At 42.8% G+C, this 20,115-nt stretch carries 21 protein-coding genes and 2 riboswitches; all 21 genes read right to left on the bottom strand.

Annotated features, from left to right (window positions below):
* Positions 1-14: 14 nt before the first annotated feature.
* Positions 15-151: riboswitch (FMN riboswitch) on the bottom strand.
* A gap of 59 nt (positions 152-210) precedes the next feature.
* Positions 211-870, bottom strand: a complete 660-nt coding sequence (gene rpe / locus BLR65_RS00820; RefSeq protein ID WP_093791491.1) for a ribulose-phosphate 3-epimerase — start codon at positions 868-870, stop codon at positions 211-213.
* Complete coding sequence (gene rsgA / locus BLR65_RS00815; protein ID WP_093791489.1) at positions 871-1,746, bottom strand: ribosome small subunit-dependent GTPase A; 876 nt, start codon at positions 1,744-1,746, stop codon at positions 871-873.
* Positions 1,747-1,767: 21 nt separating this feature from the next.
* Positions 1,768-3,657, bottom strand: coding sequence for a Stk1 family PASTA domain-containing Ser/Thr kinase (gene pknB / locus BLR65_RS00810; RefSeq protein ID WP_093791487.1), 1,890 nt, complete (start codon positions 3,655-3,657; stop codon positions 1,768-1,770).
* Positions 3,658-3,669: 12 nt separating this feature from the next.
* On the bottom strand, positions 3,670-5,106 hold the full coding sequence (locus BLR65_RS00805) for a peptidoglycan D,D-transpeptidase FtsI family protein (RefSeq protein WP_093791485.1): 1,437 nt from the start codon (positions 5,104-5,106) through the stop codon (positions 3,670-3,672).
* The gene (locus tag BLR65_RS00800; protein WP_093791483.1) at positions 5,106-6,362 is read right to left on the bottom strand and encodes an FtsW/RodA/SpoVE family cell cycle protein; all 1,257 of its coding nucleotides are present in this window, start codon (positions 6,360-6,362) and stop codon (positions 5,106-5,108) included. The genes BLR65_RS00805 and BLR65_RS00800 overlap by 1 nt, the downstream gene beginning before the upstream one ends.
* A 1-nt stretch (position 6,363) precedes the next feature.
* Positions 6,364-7,077: a Stp1/IreP family PP2C-type Ser/Thr phosphatase gene (locus tag BLR65_RS00795; protein ID WP_093791481.1), complete on the bottom strand. Its 714-nt coding sequence runs from the start codon at positions 7,075-7,077 to the stop codon at positions 6,364-6,366.
* 5 nt (positions 7,078-7,082) lie between these two features.
* On the bottom strand, positions 7,083-7,490 hold the full coding sequence (locus tag BLR65_RS00790; RefSeq protein WP_281241469.1) for an FHA domain-containing protein: 408 nt from the start codon (positions 7,488-7,490) through the stop codon (positions 7,083-7,085).
* 80 nt (positions 7,491-7,570) lie between these two features.
* Entirely contained in the window at positions 7,571-8,332 is a 762-nt protein-coding gene (locus BLR65_RS00785; RefSeq protein ID WP_093791477.1) for an FHA domain-containing protein, read from the bottom strand.
* Between the two features lie 96 nt (positions 8,333-8,428).
* The gene (rlmN, locus tag BLR65_RS00780; RefSeq protein WP_093791475.1) at positions 8,429-9,475 is read right to left on the bottom strand and encodes a dual-specificity RNA methyltransferase RlmN; all 1,047 of its coding nucleotides are present in this window, start codon (positions 9,473-9,475) and stop codon (positions 8,429-8,431) included.
* A gap of 13 nt (positions 9,476-9,488) precedes the next feature.
* Complete coding sequence (gene rsmB, locus BLR65_RS00775; RefSeq protein ID WP_093792009.1) at positions 9,489-10,835, bottom strand: 16S rRNA (cytosine(967)-C(5))-methyltransferase RsmB; 1,347 nt, start codon at positions 10,833-10,835, stop codon at positions 9,489-9,491.
* Positions 10,836-10,926: 91 nt separating this feature from the next.
* Complete coding sequence (locus BLR65_RS00770; protein WP_093791473.1) at positions 10,927-11,697, bottom strand: DUF116 domain-containing protein; 771 nt, start codon at positions 11,695-11,697, stop codon at positions 10,927-10,929.
* A 13-nt stretch (positions 11,698-11,710) separates the two neighbouring features.
* Complete coding sequence (gene fmt / locus BLR65_RS00765) at positions 11,711-12,652, bottom strand: methionyl-tRNA formyltransferase (RefSeq protein WP_093791471.1); 942 nt, start codon at positions 12,650-12,652, stop codon at positions 11,711-11,713.
* Positions 12,653-12,657: 5 nt separating this feature from the next.
* Positions 12,658-13,110: a peptide deformylase gene (gene def / locus BLR65_RS00760; RefSeq protein WP_093791469.1), complete on the bottom strand. Its 453-nt coding sequence runs from the start codon at positions 13,108-13,110 to the stop codon at positions 12,658-12,660.
* Positions 13,111-13,185: 75 nt separating this feature from the next.
* Entirely contained in the window at positions 13,186-15,612 is a 2,427-nt protein-coding gene (priA, locus tag BLR65_RS00755) for a primosomal protein N' (RefSeq protein WP_093791467.1), read from the bottom strand.
* Positions 15,613-15,837: 225 nt separating this feature from the next.
* Positions 15,838-15,966 (bottom strand): hypothetical protein, encoded by a 129-nt coding sequence (locus BLR65_RS31665; RefSeq protein ID WP_373657728.1) that lies wholly within the window; start codon positions 15,964-15,966, stop codon positions 15,838-15,840.
* Between the two features lie 4 nt (positions 15,967-15,970).
* Positions 15,971-16,174, bottom strand: coding sequence for a heavy-metal-associated domain-containing protein (locus BLR65_RS31660; protein ID WP_425441006.1), 204 nt, complete (start codon positions 16,172-16,174; stop codon positions 15,971-15,973).
* 156 nt (positions 16,175-16,330) lie between these two features.
* Positions 16,331-17,521: a methionine adenosyltransferase gene (metK, locus tag BLR65_RS00745; RefSeq protein WP_093791463.1), complete on the bottom strand. Its 1,191-nt coding sequence runs from the start codon at positions 17,519-17,521 to the stop codon at positions 16,331-16,333.
* Between the two features lie 67 nt (positions 17,522-17,588).
* A riboswitch (SAM riboswitch) is annotated at positions 17,589-17,698 on the bottom strand.
* Positions 17,699-17,750: 52 nt separating this feature from the next.
* A complete protein-coding gene (coaBC, locus tag BLR65_RS00740) occupies positions 17,751-18,953 on the bottom strand; it encodes a bifunctional phosphopantothenoylcysteine decarboxylase/phosphopantothenate--cysteine ligase CoaBC (protein ID WP_093791461.1) in 1,203 nt (400 codons plus the stop codon).
* A gap of 9 nt (positions 18,954-18,962) precedes the next feature.
* Complete coding sequence (gene rpoZ / locus BLR65_RS00735; RefSeq protein ID WP_093791459.1) at positions 18,963-19,169, bottom strand: DNA-directed RNA polymerase subunit omega; 207 nt, start codon at positions 19,167-19,169, stop codon at positions 18,963-18,965.
* A 23-nt stretch (positions 19,170-19,192) separates the two neighbouring features.
* On the bottom strand, positions 19,193-19,828 hold the full coding sequence (gene gmk / locus BLR65_RS00730; RefSeq protein ID WP_093791457.1) for a guanylate kinase: 636 nt from the start codon (positions 19,826-19,828) through the stop codon (positions 19,193-19,195).
* A gap of 19 nt (positions 19,829-19,847) precedes the next feature.
* On the bottom strand, positions 19,848-20,114 hold the full coding sequence (gene remA, locus BLR65_RS00725; RefSeq protein ID WP_093791455.1) for an extracellular matrix/biofilm regulator RemA: 267 nt from the start codon (positions 20,112-20,114) through the stop codon (positions 19,848-19,850).
* Between the last annotated feature and the right edge of the window lies 1 nt (position 20,115).

The raw sequence follows: 20,115 nt of genomic DNA, 5'->3' as shown, positions 1-20,115 counted from the left end.
CATCACGGCAGAACTTTCGCCTTTTACCATCCAGACTATACTGTCGGCTCTGGAATCAAACCAGATCAACCGTGATAACGGCTCGCGGGCTATACCGCCGGTCAGGAATTAAAAGAGATTGACTCTTTTTCACCTTGCCCCAAAGGCTAACTGTATACTTTTTATTCTCGTAGATATTATCTATTACCTATGTTACCACTAAGCGGTAAATTAATCAAGTCCTCGAATGGCTTTAATTGCCTGAGACGTATCCGGTGCACCGTATATCGCTGAGCCGGCCACAAGTATATTGGCACCGGCAGCAGTTACTTGGCGGGCTGTATCAGTGTTAATGCCGCCATCAACTTCGATATCTACGGTAAGATTGCGCTCCAGAAGTTTTGTCTTTAAACGGGCGATTTTATCGGTAGCACCGGGGATAAACTGTTGACCGCCATAGCCCGGATTAACACTCATAATAAGAACCATGTCCAAATCATTTAGTACTTCTTCAATTACAGCAAGTGGTGTTGATGGATTTAGTGATACTCCTGCCTTTTTACCATATTCTTTAATTGTTTGAATTAAGCGATGCAAATGAGGGGCCGTTTCGGCGTGCACAGTAATAATATCGGCGCCTGCGCGCACAAACGCATCAATTAAATCCTGCGGATTAGTAACCATTAAGTGAACATCAAACGGCAGTTTGGTTACTTTACGCAGAGCAGCGACAACCGGCGGGCCAAAGGTCAAATTAGGAACAAAATGACCATCCATAACGTCAATATGAACCCAGTCGGCACCTGCTTTTTCTATTTTTATAATCTCATTTGCCAATTGAGAAAAGTCAGCAGATAAAATGGAAGGAGCAATTTTAATATTGGTACTCATTTAGAAGCCTCGCTTGCTTGCTTTAATTTCGGTCAAAATATCAAGGTAGGACTGATATCGTTCGGTGTGAATAAGCCCTTCCGCCACGGCTTGTTTTACAGCGCACTGTGGCTCTTTATAATGAATACAGGTATTGAATTTACATGTAGGGGCTATTTGGGCTATTTCAGGAAAGTAATCCATTAAATGAGCCTCTTCCATTTCCGAAAAATCAGTAAAACTAAAACCCGGAGTGTCTACAACAAAACCGCCGCCATTAAGAGGTAAAAGTTCAGCAAACCGGGTGGTATGTTTACCTCGTCCGATTTTGTGACTGACTTCGCCGGTAGTTAGTTCGAGTCCCGGCTGAACAGCATTAAGAATGGTAGATTTTCCAGCGCCTGATGGACCGGCAAAAACCGAAATCTTATCATGAAGATATTCTTGTAATTTTGCTATGCCAATACCTGTTTTGGCAGCGACGGTGAACATTCTGTAACCAACTTGTACGTAGCGCTCTACTAAGCTAGCTATTGTATCAATGTTTGCTAAATCAATCTTGTTAATACATATAATTATGTCAAGTTCTGAGTACTCGGCAATAACTAAGAATCTATCAATCAAGGCTGGGTTAATGTCAGGATTAACAGCGGCAAAAGTTAAAACAACCTGGTCTACATTGGCGACCATTGGCCGCTTAAGCATGCTACGTCGAGGCAGTATGTCTTCAATGATGCCTTTTTCCGGGCCGGTTAAAGTATAAGTTACCTCATCGCCAACAATAAGGGAGAAGCGTCCTTTTTTAAACCGGCCACGTAAATGGCATGTAATAATTTTGTTGCCTGACTGTAGATAGTAGTAACTATTATAGGCCTTTACTACAATACCTTTCAGCACACGTTACCTCCTGAGAAGTGTCTAGATTGTTTGTTCTTGAAGCAATTTTTCATTAATATAAACTTGAACACGAACCTGACCTGCACCTTCTACTGTTTTTTCAATTCGCTCGCCAGGTTTATGCGTACCTTCATAAGCGACTCGCCGACCGTTAGCATCTGTGACTACGATTTGTAGAGACTGGCGGCTTGGACCGTCAGGGACGGTTATCTGAACAACGGCTCGCTTAACGGCACCAGGCACACCCTTGGCAACAGAAAAGTCAATCGAACTCCCCTCCGTTACTTCAGAAGACGGTGGCGGATTCTGACTAACAATAGTACCCGGAGGATACTTATCGTTAGGTACTTCTGTTATTTTTCCTTGTTTAAGTTTTAAACTTTCTAGTTGAGCTGCTATGGTACTAAGAAGAGAACCCTGGAAATCAGGCAATACAACTTTCTTGGGGCTAGTTCCCTTGCTTATGACGATATCAATTGCTGTACCTTTAGTTACTTGAGCTGGCGGGCGCGGGTTTTGATTGATAACCGTATTAGGTGGAGCGTCATCAGAAAATTGCTCATCAACACGTCCTAACTTTAGTCCGGAGTTCTTTATTTGAAGTTCAGCATCCCGGCGGTTAAGGCCGCGTAAATCGGGTACTACTGTGATTTCGCCACCTTTGCTTACTATAATGGTTATTGTTCGCTGTTCTTTAACTGTTGTTCCCGCTTCCGGCTGCTGCGAAATAACATATCCCGCCGGAACTTTCTCATTATAAGCTTCTGAGACAGAAACTCTAAGGTTATTGCTGATAAGGATATTACGGGCGGTATCTACCTGTTTCCCCACTACATCCGGCACGGTAACTTCATTAAGACTCCAAAACTTTCCGAATGCTAAAAAGGCAGCTAATGCTGAAGTAAACAGTACGAATAATAGTAGTCCCCAAAGCCAAGGTTTAGAAATTTTAGCTCCGTTTAGCCGAGGAGTAGTGCGGTTAGGGGTTTGATCTGTGTGATTTACACTATCTTGGTTTAAGGATGGTGTAACCGGGGGTAATATTTGGGTAGGAAAGTCATTATTTGATAACCGGCGTGTATGGTCATCTCTTAAATAATTTTGCGCCAGTTTCAGGTCAGCGATCATTTCGCCGATATCAGCAAACCTGTCTGCCGGATTTTTATGCATTGCTTTTGCGATTATGGCCTCAATCAAAGGCGGTATATCCGGGTTTAGTTCCCGGGGCGGTTTGGGTTCTTCCTGCAAATGTTTAAGTGCAATGCTGATGGGGGATTCACCGGTAAAGGGAACCTGACCGGTAAGCATCTCGTAAAGTACAACACCTAAGGAATAAATATCAGATTTTGCCCCAACCGAGGTGCCTTTAGCCTGTTCTGGAGAAAAATAATGTACTGAACCAATGATTGTTCCGGAATTTGTCATGGTGGAAGAAGTAACAGCCCTGGCTATTCCAAAATCAGTTACTTTAATTCGCCCTGAGCGAGTCACAAGAATATTATGTGGTTTGATGTCGCAATGCACTAAATTATTTTGGTGGGCATGTTCAAGCGCTTCCGCTATCTCCATGGCAACACGCACTGCGGTTTCCACAGGTAAAGGCGCTTCCCGGTCAATTTTATCTTTAAGTGTTTCGCCGGAAATATACTCCATAATTATATAATATGCCTGTTCATCAAGCCCAACATCGTAAATGTTAACGATATTGGGATGAGAAAGCTTAGCCGCAGCCTGGGCTTCACGCCGGAAGCGACTAACAAATTCTTCGTCATCTGTGAATTGTGAACGCAATACTTTTACTGCTACGGAACGGTCCAAAAGCTTGTCATGAGCGCGGTATACATCGGCCATGCCACCACCGCCAACTCGTTCTAAAATTGTATAACGATTATCTAATGTACGATTGAGCATTGATTCACCCCCTTAACGTAATGCCTGTGACAAAACCTGCCGGGCTAATGGCGCGGCTGTTTTGCCACCAGAACCAGCGTTTTCAACGATGACGGCAATAGCAACTTGTGGATTGTCAGCTGGCGCAAAACCAATAAACCAAGCATGGGGATTGCCGTGAGGATTTTCTGCAGTTCCTGTTTTACCGGCAACCTGTATACCACGTAATGCTGCTCCAGAGCCTGTACCCTCGTTTACTACACTTACCATCATAGCGGCAACCTGGCTAGCCCAGTTACTTTCTGACGGTGTCAACCATTTCTCTGGTGTAGTTTCTTTAATAATAGAACCATTTGGTGCAATAATTTTTTGTACTAAATAGGGTTTCATTATAATTCCTTTGTTGGCAAAAGTAGACGCCAGCATAGCCATTCGGAGCGGTGTGACCAGGAGACTCCCCTGCCCTATACCGGTTTGAGCTAAATCGCCATCACTTAACCGGGCAAAGTTTGGCAGCTTACTTACGGATTCCTGAAAATCACTGTTAATTTGCTGGGTAAATCCATATTGTTCAAAATACTTGGCCATTTTAGTACGACCAAGATCAAGCGCTAACTGACCAAATGTGACATTGCAGGAGACGGCGAGAGCCTGCTCAAGATTTAGTTTACCATGAGCCTGATTGTTAGCTTCCGGCAATATGTAATCAGGACCGATTTTAAGAGAGCCGGTACAAGTAAATTGACGGTTCTTATCGGCTAATTTTTCAGCTAAAACGGCTTGGGCAACCAGAACTTTGATAATAGAACCCGGCGGATATAAGCCTTGAGTTGCGCGATTAAGGAGTAAACTGTTGGCAGATTGTGAAACATTTTCCCAATCTGTTTCAAGGGTGTTGGGATCAAAACTCGGACGACTGACCAGCGCTAATATCGCGCCGGTTTTAGGTGACATGACTACAATAGCGCCACGGTTGTTGCCAAGAGCCTGATAGGCCACTTGCTGTATCTGGGCGTCAACTGTAAGCATAACCGTATTACCGGCCCCATTTGAGAATAAGTGACTAATCGCGCCCAGACGTCTTTCGGGATTTATCTGTCCTGAAAGATATCCATCATAAACACTTTCAATACCTGTTTTACCATACTTGGGATTGTCATAGCCCACAACGTGAGCAAATATTTTATCATAAGGATATTCACGTTGGTAGTATTTTTGGTCGGCAAGCTTACTTACAGCCAATATTTTTCCATGAATGTCCGTGATTTGACCACGTTCTACCTTGCGAGACGCTTCTGCTGTGCGGCGGTTAAGCGGATGAAAGGCAAGAGTATCGCTTTCGATAATTTGAATATAAGTTACATAACTTAATAGAACTAATAGCAGACCAATAGAAATTAATGCTGTTTTGCGGATACTTTTGCGGATACTTTTGCGGATCGCCTTATGGGAATTGTCGTTAGTGTTCATTAGGTGGTGGTCGCCTCCGATATGGCAAATAACATCCCCAGAAGGATAAAACTTGAAACCATAGAACTACCTCCATAACTTATCAGAGGTAGTGTTATTCCTGTCAGCGGTAAAAATTTTGTGACACCGCCAATAATAATGAAAACTTGTAAAGCGGTGAGAACACCAAGTCCACCAGCGAGTAGCATGGTAAACGGTGTTTGGGCAGTAAGGGCTGTTCGAAAAGCCCGGTAAACAATGAGTATATAAGCAATGATGACAGCAGCCGTGCCGGCAAGTCCTAATTCCTCACCAATTGCGGCAAAGATAAAATCGGTGTGAACTTCCGGAATAATATTGGGATAGCCAAAAGTCAAACCGCTGCCCAGCAGTCCTCCGGACCCTAGGGCAAACAGTGATTGAACAATTTGATACGAACGCCCCGTAGGGTCTGCCCAAGGATTTAACCAGATATCAATTCTTACCTGGACATGGGGAAATAAAAGATAGCAAAAGGCCGAACCTGTAAAAAACAAACAAAGTGCCAGCAATACATAACTCCAGCGGCTACTTGCCATATATGCCATAATAACTATTGTGCCAAAATAAAGTAAAGCGGAGCCCAAGTCGCGCTGAACGATGAGCATAGCCATAGTTAATGCCCATAAAGCTAACAATGGTGCAACAAAACGAGGATGAGGAAAAGTCAGCGGGCCATAATGCCGGGTGGCATAGGTTAATAATTGACGGCGTTCACTCAGGTAGGCAGACAGAAAAATAATAATCAATAATTTCGCAAATTCGGAGGGCTGAAACCTTACCGGTCCTAGAATAATCCAGTTTTTATTGCCACCGATTTCAACGCCAAAAAGAATTGTTGCCAGTAACAAGGCAACCCCTGTTATACCACAAAGATACTTGTAGCCCGCAACCTCCTCCGGTTTTCGAAAAATGACAACAGTAATAATAAATGCAAACAGGCCTGCTGCTAGCCACATGGCTTGAGGAAAGAATAATTCTGGCCGCAGTCTAAAAATAAGTGTTAACCCAATAGATGCTAAAAATACGGCTAAAGGCAATAATAAAGGATCTGCCTTTTTTGAAAAGTAACGAAGTAACAGGGCAGTCAGCGTCCAAAGAAAAATTAAACCAATGACTACACCAATCCCCTGATAAGAAAACTTATGACTAGCTAAAGAAACAGCAAGATAACCGTTTATTAATATGAGACCGGCTAATAATAAGAGCCCAATTTCGGTTAATTTTGTCTGTCTCATGTTAATTCCTATGCTGTAGGAGAATGGCGGTAATGTTGTCATAACCGCCTGCCTGCTTAGCCTGGTTGATAAGAGTATTTATAATAGTCTGCGGAGCACTGGACTCAATACAAATACTAAGAATAGTTTCTTCACTGAGCATGTTAGTTAGCCCGTCAGTACAAAGTAATAAATTATCTCCCGGCTCCCACATAAAACTACCGGAATCTACACTAATTGTTTCACTGGTACCTACCGCTCTTGTCAGTATGTTGCGATGCGGATGAACTTGTGCTTCTTCGCTGGTGATACTGCCATTTTTCATAAGCTCCCAAACAAGGGAATGATCGCTGGTTATCTGCTGAAGTTCATTATTTTTAATATAATACAGTCTGCTGTCACCTACATGACTCCAATGAATTTGTGAATGATCAAGATATATGGCTGTAACGGTGGTTCCCATGCCTTGACAGTCGCTCTTGGATTGAGACATTTGATATATCTTGGTGTTTGCCTGAATAATTGCTTCTGTTAGGATCTGATCCCAGTTTGACGGTGATGTGATTTTTTCAATATAGCTACGAATGGTTTCGGCTCCAAGGCTGCTGGCAATCTCTCCGGCAACGTGCCCGCCCATACCATCGGCCACAACGAACAAATGTGGCGGTAAAAAAACATAACTATCTTCATTGGTTTTTCGTACCATACCAATGTCTGACTGTGCAAATGCCAGCATGGATGTCACCTCTCAAATTTAAGAGTAACTGCCCCCAACTTAATTACATCACCATCTGCTAGGGCAGTTTCATCTTTAATTCGTTGACCATTAACAAGTGTACCGTTCGTACTGTTTAAATCAGTCAGCAGATAGTTGTGTTTCGATTCAGAGATACAGGCATGTTCATGAGAAATAAAATTATCATTAATGACGATAGTATTATGCTGACTGCGCCCAATGGTTACATTGTCGCTTATAATAAAGACAGACTGGGATAGCAGCCCCTGTTGATCCTCAACCACTATTAACCTGGGCGGACGCTCTAAACTTCCTTTTTCCAGTTTATCGTTATCGCGGACAAATGAAACCTCTGGCATATCTATGGTCAGCCTGGTTAAGTCGTATCTTACTGTTTTAACTATGCGGTACAAAAAATAATAGAGCAGTATTACCAGCGTGTACTGTAAGCCTACAACTAAAACATTGATCACCTGAATTTTACCTGGCAATTCTACTTCACCTCATACAAAATAACAGTACTGCCAACTTTTATTCTATCCCCATTATTTAGGTGCTTATGAGTAATCCGGTTACCATTGATATAGGTGCCATTAAGACTTTTGGCATCATGGATAACATGTGTGTCCTCTTCATAAACAATGTATGCATGCAAACGTGAGGTATTCATGTCAGTAAGCGGCAGTTCGTTTGTATTACGGCGGCCGATGTTTACTCTATTGGCGGTGCAATCAACTTTTAAGCCGGCATCTACCCCATCAATAACTGTTAAGGTTCCCTGGAGAGTTTGTTGTGAAGGGTGTAGCGTTGGTTCCAGTTTGGTAAACACTCTGGTATCGTTGACTGCCGACGTATTTTTCGTTTGACTAACATTCTCATCATGTGGGACTTCCGTAAAATCAGAGGTAACTCGAAAATCATGATTTATTAATTTTTCATCAGCAAAAAGTTCTATTTGCGGTCCACCAGCCATTGTGTAGCCCTTGCTGCGGCTTTCCTCAACCAAGTAGGAGGACAATTCGCTGCATACGTCTTCAGCATACGGTTCCAGCCGACTATAGTCCTCATGGTTAACATATACAGTATAATGGTTGGGTACGTAAACGTGAGAAACACCAACCGTACGCTCATCTTCCATCTCACGGGCTAATTGTTTGGCTATTTCAATGGGCTGTAAATTACTGGCTAACTTTTTATTGAAAAAACCTTCGATATATTTTTCAATAAAACTCTCAATATTGCGGACAAACTTCAATTTTAACACTCCCGCTAAAACGGTGTAATAGTAAAGAGCTACCGATACAAATCAAGTCTTTTTTTATTATACGCGATATTGGCTGTCTAGTCAAAATCAACCATCATTTCGACATACTTTATAACGCAGTTGTCCACAGGCGGCAGCAATATCAGCTCCCATCTCGCGTCTGACAGTTACATTAATATGTTCATTTTTTAAAAGTTGTTCAAATTTGCCAATATTTTCTAGTGAAGGTCGCAGCAAACCACGTTCCGCTACCGGATTAATAGGAATTAGATTAACGTTTGCCAACTTGCCTTTAAGGAGGGTTGATAATTCACGGGCATGTTCGGGTTGGTCATTAACTTCCGCAATCAAGCTATATTCGTAAGTAATGCGTCTACCGGTGGCGGCAGCATAGCGGTCACTGGCCGCAATAACTTCTTCAATAGGATAGCGCCTATTAATTGGCATGAGCTTGGTTCTCAAAATATTGTTTGGTGCATGTAAAGAAATGGATAGTGTGATCGGCAGTTTTTCGCCGGCCAGCCTGTCAATTTCCGGGACAATACCTGAAGTCGATAGTGTTATATGGCGATAACTCAAGTTCAGGCAATAGGCTTCATGAATAAGTCGAATAAAACGCAAGACATTGTTGTAATTGGCTAATGGTTCACCTGAGCCCATGATTACAAGTGAATCTACTTTTTGCTCTTCCCGGTTTAATATTTCAGAAATAAATAATACTTGAGCCAGAATTTCGCCACCACTCAGGTTTCGCAGCAGACCACCAAGTGTCGAAGCACAAAAAATGCAGCCCATTGCACAACCTACTTGTGTTGATACACAAACACTATTGCCATAAGGCTGGCGCATTAGCACAGTTTCAACTGCCATATTGTCCGGGTATGACAGCAAAAATTTACTCGTTTTACCATCTATCGAGTGCTGCACAGCTTTTCGACTAACCTGCAGCATAGAAAAATTTTCTGCTAACTTTTTACGTTGCGCTTTAGTCAGATTAGTCATTGAGTCAAAACTATGTACAATATGTTTATATAACCACTCTGCAATTTGTTTGCCACGATAGGATTGGAACCCCAGTGGCTTTGTCAATTCCGTAATTTCAGATGCAAATAAGCCAAATAATTCTGTTGTCATGTTAATTACCGCCTTAATTTCGCCGTCTCATACGGGCAATAAAAAATCCGTCAACGTTATCGATATGTGGCCAAAGCTGAAGCATGTTGTCAGCGGTTTTTTTATCCATCGGCAGATATTGACCCGCAGGCTCCAAGCTAAATGCCGGATTTTCCTGTAAAAATGAATTGACAATATTTTGGTTTTCCTCGGGCTCAGTTGTGCAGGTGCTATATACTAAAACACCATCGGGTCTTACGCACTGAGCAGCGCTAGCCAAAATCGCTGCCTGCAGTTTTGGTAGATCCTGTAGTATGTCCTTGGTTTTGCGCCAGCGGGAATCAGGCTTACGTCGCAATACGCCAAGGCCTGAACAAGGAGCATCAACCAAAACTTTATCCGCTTTAAGCGGATACATACTGCCTAGATTGACGGCGTCAAGAACCTTGGTTTCAATGTTAGACAACGATAGTCTTTCAGCGTTTTCTCGGGTTAGTGCCAATTTATGTTCATAAATATCAGTAGACAAAACCTTGCCGGTATTTTTCATTAAAGCAGCGATATGAGTAGTCTTGCCGCCAGGTGCTCCGCAGGCGTCAATAATAAAATCGCCTGGCTGAGGGCCGAGGATATGCGCTACCAGCATGGAGCTTTCATCCTGCACTTGAAACAGACCTTCTTGGAGAGAATTAAGAGTTATAAGACTTGGATGCTCGTGCAAGAGGATTCCCTCGGGAGTCCACTTGGATGCCTGGCATCGCACCCCTTCTGCCGTTAAACGTGTAAGCAGTGCTTCCCGTTCTATTTTTAACGTGTTTGTACGGACCGAAAGCACCGGTGTAGTATTATTGGCTTGACACAAGTCCTCGCAAACTTTTATGCCTAAACGGTTAACCCAGCGTTCAATCAGCCATTCAGGATGATAGTATTTTAGAGCTAGATATTTGACAGGATATTTATCTTTTTCGGGAAATATAATTTTTTCCGGGCAGCGGGCCGCATTTCTTAAAACCCCATTAACGAATTTAATTGTTCCGGCGTGGCCGTATTTTCTTGCCAATTCAACGGCCTGATTACAGGCCGCTGAGGCAGGGACTTTTTCGAGATAAAATAATTGGTACATTCCCAGTCGCAGGATATTTTTAATAATAGGCGCTACTTTGGCAAGTGGGCGGCTCAAAAAACAGCTAAGCATCCAGTCCAAAGTAGCGCCAGTTTTAACAGTCCCATAGACTAGTTCGGTAATGAATCGCCGATCCTGGTTTGTTATTTTTTCCTGCAATGCCCGCCGGTTTAATTCTTGTGCCAAGGCAATATTCGCATAAGCTCCCTTGCCTTCCACCTCATTTAATACTTTTAGTGCAATTTCGCGGGCATCCATTTTGTTTTTAGTCATGTGCAAGCACCATCTTTAGTTTTTTGTAAACCTTAATGATATTATCTTATATATTTTATATTTATTTTTAAATCATTTATTGTTTGGGAGTTAAAAAATCTTTGATAGCTTGTTCAACTTTTGAAATATCGACCCGAGTATTGCAGCAAGGGCCAAATGGTCGGTCATTGAGTACGCCAATCACTGGTATGGGGAAAACATCCTGAATACCGCTCGTAAGATCGCGTTCACAAGCAATGGCCAGCACTGCCTGTGGCCGTATTGTCTTTATAATTTTTCGGGCCAAAGTGCCACCCGTTACCACTGCCAAATGAACGCCGTACTGCTCAGCAAGATTTTTTAAATCACCAATTTGACATTGGCCGCAGCAACGGCAATTGGATACGTTCCGCGTAATTTTATGCGGACAGGCCTCCTGTTGTAAACAGTGAGGTGTCATAATTAATAGCTTTGTGGGCTGCACCACGATTTGTTTTTGTCGGATTAGATGGTTACTAACTTCAATAAAGGAGCGTTCAACACGTTCTTTATCAACATCGAACAGCTTGCCGATACAAATAGCTATTGGAAATAATAGATTGATGGCCGACCATGCAAGGCCTTGGAAAATTCCCAGTGTTCTAAATCCTAAAATAGCCAAAATGATCCCGATAATTCCCGCGGCGGCGGCTAAGATAACTGCCGCTAAAAACATTCCGAATATCATGGGCAGGTAGCTGCTAATATTGGTTAATCCCGGCAAGCTTACGACCCATAAACCATAACTGGATAAAGTAGTTAACAACAAGCTAATAAGGATCAAAGCTAAAAAAAGACGTTTGCGGGGTCTGTGTACTATTTCAATCATTACGGCACCTTCTTTATTCTAGCATCATGCCTTCGCGCAAACAGTAGCCGCAAACACAATCGCTTGCTTTCATCCGTCGTTTGGATTCAGGCTGTACTTCCAAAAGTTCGATTGTTCCTTTACCGGTTTCAACAACCAGCCCGTTCCTGGTTATTTGGGCAATCTGTCCCGGTCTGGAACATAGTTCTGATTCATTATATATTCTAGTTTGCCAGATTTTAAGTGATTTATTTTGGTATTTACAATAGGCTACCGGCCAAGGATTTAATCCACGCACCAGATTGTGAATTGCTGTTGCGCTCTGATGCCAGTCAATCCGTTCCGTAGTGCGACAGAGCATGCGGGCATATGTGGCTTCCGCATCGTTTTGTGGAGTACGGGGCGCAGTTCCGGCTGCTATCCGCTGTAAAGTTTCTGATAATACGCCAGCACCTAAATTTCTCAATTTGTCATGTAAACTACCAGTTGTATCAGCAGGCAAAATGGGAACTTCGCCCTTTAGAATCATATCGCCGGTATCCATACCGATATCCATATACATAGTGGTTATACCGCTTAGTGTTTCTCCATTAATAATAGCCCAGTGTATGGGAGCGGAACCACGATATTTGGGTAAGAGTGAAGCATGTACATTGATGCAGCCATGGGTGGGCAATTCTAGTAATTTTTTGGGTAGAAGCTGACCAAAAGCGACAACGACGATCACGTCTGGTGCGAGAGCAGCAATTTGGTGGTAAAAATCATCATTTTTTACGTTTTCAGGCTGTATTATGGAAAGATTATAGTGTAAAGCTGCCTCTTTAACCGGCGAGAAGGCCAGTTTTTGGCCACGCCCCCTTGGCCTGTCCGGTTGAGTGACAACAGCAGCTATATAATACCCTTCTTTCACTAACATGTCTAAACATGGTACGGCAAAATCCGGCGTTCCCATAAAAATTGTTTTGAGTTTTTTCATGCAGATTACCCCTTGTGTAAGGTTTTAGCCAGTTCAATGAATAAGATACCCTTGAGATGGTCTGTTTCATGCTGTAGAGCTCGCGCCAACAGGCCGGAGCCATTTATCCGGATTTTTTTACCTGACCGGTTTAAGGCTTCCACCGTTACAGCAGCGTATCTTTCAACCTCACCGTACATGCCGGGTACACTTAGACAACCTTCTGTTCCAACTTCACTGCCTTCATAGGCAATAATTTTCGGGTTAATAAGTTCAATAATCCCCTCGCCAACATCAATTACTACTAACTGTAATGATACACCAACCTGCGGTGCGGCTAGTCCAACACCGTCTGCTGCATACATGGTTTCGGCCATATCGTCAAGCAATTGTTTGATTTTACGGTCAATCTTTTCTATCGGCGCGGCAACCTCTTTTAAAATCTTGTCGCCTGCCTTTCTGATTTCTAAAACTGGCATTCGTTTTACCTCCTAGCCTGGTAAGCATAAAAATTATTACCACAATTTATTTTATCACAAAAGTCGTGCTGTAAACTAAAGAACATTTACCGGGTCAATATCTACAATAACATTGTTGCGGCTAACTATGTTCATGCTGTAAATTTCTTTGGTTATGGCAGCTAAATTTTGGGTTTTAATGAGGATATTAACTCTGAAGATATCTTTTATTTTATTCACCGAAGCCGGAAACGGCCCGATAATTGCAGTGTCTGCTATGCTAAGTTTTTGAGTAAGTTCTGCCGCTAATTGGCTTGCTTGGCGATGGACAGTTAGCTCATTATCTGATTGCACTGTGATTTTTATCAGACTCGTGTAAGGTGGATAACACAATTGTTGACGAAAACCGATTTCATTTTGATAAAATTTCGAATAATTATGCTCAGCGCCGGCAATAATGGCATAATGTTCCGGATTATAAGTCTGCATAACCACTCGCCCGGTTTTGCTGCCACGCCCGGCTCTTCCAGCCGCTTGTGTCAAAAGAGCGAAGGTTTTCTCTGCTGCCCGAAAATCAGGTAAATTAAGAGCGGTGTCCGCTGAAATAATTCCTACAGCAGTTACATTGGAAATATCATGGCCCTTGGCCACCATCTGGGTGCCCAAGAGAATATCATAACTACCAGCTGCAAATGCGGAAAGAATCTTAGCGTGAGCCATTTTGCGACTGGTTGTATCTTGATCCATGCGAATAATTTTAGCTAAAGGAAACAAACCTTTCAAAGCCTCTTCTACTTTTTGAGTGCCTGTACCAAAGTATTTGATATACCGGCTGCCACATTCGGGGCAAACATCCGGTACAGCTTGTTTTTCCTGGCAGTAGTGGCAGCGTAAAATTTTACTGGGAGCATGGTAAACAAGGGAAATATCACAATGGCGGCACGTAAGAACATGGCCGCACTCACGGCATAATACAAATGTTGAGTAACCACGCCGGTTTAGCAGAATAATTGCCTGTTCTTTTTTGGCTAAGGTTTCAGTCAGCATATCTTGTAAGGGTAATGAGATAACACTTCGCCTGCCCTGTGCTAATTCTTGACGCATGTCAACAACAGTTACAGACGGCATGGGGGCATCGTCCACACGCTTTTTCATTGACAGTAACTTATGCCTTCCTTGAAGCGCCTGAAAGTAAGTTTCAATAGAAGGAGTTGCACTGCCTAATATAACAGTAGCAGCGGCAAACTTGGCTCTGGCTAATGCTACTTCCCGGGCATGGTAGCGGGGTGCCTCTTCTTGTTTATAGGTAAATTCATGTTCTTCATCAATAATTATCAGGCCTAACTGGTTAACTGGCGCAAATAGCGCTGAGCGTGCACCAATAACAATTCCTGCCTGTCCAGTTTGCAGTCGGCGCCAGGCATCATATCGTTCGCCTACTGACAGCTTACTATGGATAACGACTATGTCATTGTCAAAGGCAGCTTGGAAACGGGCAATAATCTGGCTTGTCAATGCGATTTCAGGTACTAAGACAATGGCCTGCTTATTAAGTCGCCGGGCTTCGGCCACTGCTTGTATATAAACCTGCGTTTTACCACTGCCGGTAACACCATGTAGTAAAAAAGAGGAATATCTTTCATTACGGATTGCAGGAATTAATTCCTGTAAAACTTGTAGCTGCTCAGCGGTTAACGACAAGTTGGCAGCTTGCCGATTAAGCCCGGCATAACTATTACGAAATACGGGGACATTGCGAACCGTAACTAGGCCTTGGTCTGCCATTTTTTTTACAGTATTTGGGGCAATCGCCAGCCGGCGCAGTTCAACTGTCGTAAGTTCCTGGGTATGCAGTAATGCCTGTAACAATCGGCGCTGAGCTGTATTGTTTTTAGGTAGAGCTTTTTCAGTATCGGCAGCTACTTCCCGGCTGACGGCCAGGTTAATGACTGTTAAAGAAGCAGCCTGGCCACGCTTGTTTATAGAATTGGCAGTAATGATTAGCTTGTGTTGTAAAAAAAATTTTATTATCGGATTAATCTGAGAAGATAGTTTGGTAAGGTTATTCAATGTGACTGGACCATGCTCATAAATGTACGTTAGAATTGTGCGGTATTCCGCTGGTTTTTTGCTTAATAAAATTGCGGCATGTTCCCAATCCAGTTCGGCAGGAGTTTGATAGCTTTTTTGAATTTTAATTCCTGACTGGCCAGGAATAAACAATCGCATGGCTTCAGCCAATGAGCAGAGGTAATACTCGCTTAGCCACTTAGCGGTTGCCAGCATATTATTATCAAACCAGGGGTAATTATCTAACGCCTCAAGGATAGGTTTTAACCCTTGGGTACTTTCAATTTCTAGGCCAACGACAAAACCTTCTACCCTTCTGTTGCCAAAAGGCACAAGAACACGCCACCCTATTGTTATCGCTGATAAATGGGCGGGAATGACGTAAGAAAAGGGCTTGTCAATTTTTCGGGTAGGGATATTTATAATTACTTGCGCAGTAGCATTATCTGGCATTTTTCCACCTAACTAAAACACTTCTTTGGGATTTTGGATATAAGAAAAGACTTGGCTTGTGCCAAGTCCTTAAGGACACCGGCAGAAGCCACCTGTACCCCTTTAGGGGGTATAGTCGTTCTTACTTATTATCAGAAAGGTTAACCTTTCTGATAATGTAAGAGAAGGGGACTTGTTCAGTCCCCCCTTTTTAATTAACTATTATTCTATATTCGCTTTTATCAATCAAATACCTGCTACCGGTTTTTCATAGTATAGTGTGGTGGTTTCCCAATCAAGTCCGGTATCCATTGGCAGACGTTTATAAAAACGCTTGACTCTTTTCCTTCTTAGCGGAGAAAAATGAAGCTTCATTAGCTCACTCCTGACCTTGGATTGAATAACCGAGTGATTGTAGTGTCTCTTCAATATATCCGCTAGAAGTTCTGGACTCATCATGGTTAACCGAAACCTGTTTGGCACTTAAATCCACCTTAACTGACGAGACGCCATCAAGATGGGACAGCGTATGCTCAATACGGTCCCTGCAATGGTCACCTTTTAGACCGCCGACACGGTACACAGACTGTTTCGTATTTTGCTGAGTAGGCAATGGAATACCTCCTTTTTACTGAATTAAGCTCCAGCACTACTAGTATTACCATTGACCATTAATTAATAAGTTGATTCAACCACTAAACCTCTCTACGTACCCTTTGCCTGGTATATCTAATTGTTTTTATATATTAGCTTCCTTACGAAGAATGTCAGCTTTATCGATATGTTCCCAAGGTAAGTCAACATCGGTTCGGCCAAAATGACCATAAGCGGCTGTTTGACGATAAATTGGGCGCCTGAGGTTAAGCGATTGGATAATTCCGGCTGGCCTTAAGTCAAAATGCTTGTTAATCAGTTCAACAATTTTTTCTTCGGCAATTTTGTTCGTGCCAAATGTTTCCACCATAACTGATACCGGACGGGCAATACCGATCGCATAGGCTAATTGGATTTCACATTTGTCAGCTAAGCCGGCAGCAACTACATTTTTGGCAACATAGCGGGCGGCATAGGCAGCTGAACGGTCAACTTTTGTAGGATCTTTGCCGGAAAAAGCGCCGCCGCCGTGACGAGCCATGCCGCCGTACGTATCAACAATTATTTTGCGTCCGGTTAATCCGGCATCACCCTGCGGACCGCCTACCACGAATCTTCCGGTTGGGTTAATGTAATATTTAGTTTTGGAATCTAACAGTTTTTCTGGAACTATCGGCGTTATAACCTTAGAAACTAAATCTTTCTCAATTGTTTGGCGGTCAGCATCCGGACTATGCTGGGTGGATACAACGATTGTATCAATACGTACCGGTTTGCCATCTTCATATTCAACAGTAACTTGAGTTTTGCCGTCCGGACGGAGATAACTGAGTTCACCGTTTTTACGGACTTCTGACAACCGGTGTGCCAGTTTATGGGCTAGGGAAATTGGCAGCGGCATAAATTCAGGGGTTTCGTTAGTCGCATAGCCAAACATCATTCCCTGGTCACCGGCCCCAATCGCCTCAATGGTATCCATTTCACCCTGTTTAGCCTCAAGAGCTTTATCTACGCCCAAAGCGATATCCGGGGATTGTTCGTCGATAGATGTTAAAACACCGCAGGTTTCCCCGTCAAAGCCATATTTGGCACGCGTATAACCGATGCTTTTAATAGTTTCGCGCACAATTTTAGGAATATCGACATAGCATTTGGTAGTAATTTCACCTACTACATGTACGATACCAGTGGTAACTAGTGTTTCACAGGCTACGCGTGCCTCTGGGTCTTGCGCTATGATAGCATCAAGTACACTATCGGATATTTGATCCGCGATTTTGTCAGGATGGCCTTCTGTTACAGATTCAGATGTAAAAAGCATCCTTTTTTTTTCCATACTACAATCCCTCCTAGTTCAACTATTAAAAAAAAGAAAACTCCCGCTTGGGAGATGTGACGTTTCACTCCCATCTTGCGGCTTTGCCGCCGGAATTAGCACCGTTTTAATACCTGCCGTATTAAATGGTTGCCGCGGTTTCATCGGGCCAGTCCCTCCACCAACTCTTGATGAGTATAGTTTATGCAATTTCACAACAAAAAAATTTTAACATGAATATAGTAAAAAATCAAATAGATTTTGTCAACATTATACAAATTTTGTCCAAGATAATTTCGGCAATTTGCTGTTTCCTCAATTGCGGCAATTCTTCAATAGTGCCGTTTTTATGTATAATTTTCACTATATTGGTGTCAATGTTGAAGCCCGCACCGGGCAATGTTACATCATTGGCAACAATCATATCAAGATTCTTTCTTGTTAACTTTTCCCGGGCGTGAGTGATAAGATCCTCCGTTTCGGCGGCAAAGCCTACTAATAGTTGTCGCTTTTTTTGTTGTCCCAATTCGCGCAAAATATCAGGATTCTTTACCAGATTAATAGTTAACGTATCACCGGTTTTTTTTATTTTTTGCTCAGCTATCAGTTCTGGGCGATAATCAGCCACAGCTGCAGCTTTAATGACAACATCAACTGTATCGAATTCGCTGAGTACTGCGGCATGCATTTGTGCGGCCGTTTCCACTTTTTTTATGGTTACTCCTTGTGGAATAGGCAGATTTGACGGACCTGAGACAAGGATAACTTCAGCACCGCGTTTTGCTGCTGTTTCGGCCAGCGCATAACCCATTTTACCACTCGATCTGTTACCAACATAGCGAACAGGGTCAATCGGTTCGCGCGTACCTGCCGCAGTGATCAATATCCGTTTATTTAGTAGATCCTGGCGTTTGTGTAAGAGGGAAAGCACTTTATCCACAATAACCGGTGGCTCCGGCAAACGGCCCTGACCTACGGCACCACAGGCCAATATACCTGTGGCAGGTTCAATAATATGATATCCTAAACCTGCAAGCTTAGTTAGGTTTTGCTGGGTAACAGGATTGAGAAACATATTTGTATTCATGGCCGGTGCAAGAACCACCGGTGCTGTTGTAGCCATAACGGTAGTTGTCAGCATATCATCAGCAATTCCATTGGCTATTTTACCAATAACGTTGGCGGTCAGCGGCGCAATAAGAAACAAATTTGCGCAGTTAGCCAACGCAATATGCTGTACATTCCATGTTTTGGGCTCTTCCCACATAGTAGTTACTACCGGATTGCCGCTTATTTCGCGAAAAGTCAGTGGCGTAACAAATTCCGCAGCAGATTTTGTCATAATAACGTGAACCGTACAGCCTGCTTTTTTTAGCCGGCTGACAATCTCTACTGCTTTATAGACTGCGATGCCACCGCAGACTCCCATAACAACATTTAGACCTTGAGACATGTTTTACTCCTATTTAATACCAGTTTTAGTGCGCTCATAAGTAATCTTACCTTGAGCAACTTCTTCCAGCGCAATTGTTACCGGCTTATTGGATTTGGATTCGGCCAGTGGCTGTTGTCCGTCCATAATCTCACGTGCTCGTTTGGCAGCTAATACTACCAAGGTATATTTACTGTCAACCTTTTTTACAAGTACATCTAATGATGGATTAATCATAATGTTTCCCCTTACTTATTATTTTACATATTGAAGGCTTTTTTATCGATATAACCTGCTTGGTAAAGGTGATCAATCAAAGTGGTATTCCGTTCTGCCTTTAATTTTTCGGCAGCAATAATGGTTTCAATTTTTTGTACAGCTGCCGTTACTTGGTCATTTACCACAATATAGTGATAATTTTGAGCCAGAGACAGTTCACTGCTGGCACAATTTAAACGCTTCTTTATGACATCAAGACTGTCTGTTCCACGCTTAAAAATTCTGTCAGCAAGCTCATCCAACGAAGGTGGAATAATATAAATATAAACACCATCTGGAAATTTCTCTTTTACCTTCATCGCTCCCTGAGTGTCGATTTCTAAAACAATGTCAAATCCTTTATTTAGTTGTTCAAGCACATAATGACGGGGTGTTCCATAGAAATTGCCGTAGACTTCGGCCCACTCGAGTAGGTCGTCAGCCACAATCATGGACTTGAATTTTTCTTTGGTGATAAACAAATAGTTTACACCGTCAATTTCGCCTTCTCTTGGTTGTCTGGTAGTAGCAGATATTGAGTATTTCAAATGGGGATTGTTTCGCAGTAACTCCCGACAAATAGTGCCCTTGCCTGTGCCGGAAGGACCGGAAACAACAATCAATATACCCTGTGCCATCGGCAATCTCCTTCCACGCTTATTCCGGTGTATCATCGCTCGTATCTTTGCTGGTTAAGCGGTGAGCTACCGTTTCAGGCTGTACTGCTGATAAAATGACATGGTCGCTATCGGTGATGATAACAGCGCGCGTACGGCGACCATACGTAGCATCTATCAGCATACCACGGTCTCTAGCTTCTTGAATAATACGTTTAATGGGAGCCGACTCGGGGCTGACAATAGAAATAATCCGATTAGCCGAAACAATATTGCCAAAGCCAATATTAATTAATTTTATATCCATT

The sequence above is a fragment of the Sporomusa acidovorans genome (assembly GCF_900101845.1).
Classification (GTDB): Bacteria; Bacillota; Negativicutes; order Sporomusales; family Sporomusaceae; genus Sporomusa; species Sporomusa acidovorans.
The sequence above is the reverse complement of the archived record's forward strand: the minus strand, read 5'-3'. Positions and strand labels throughout refer to the sequence as shown.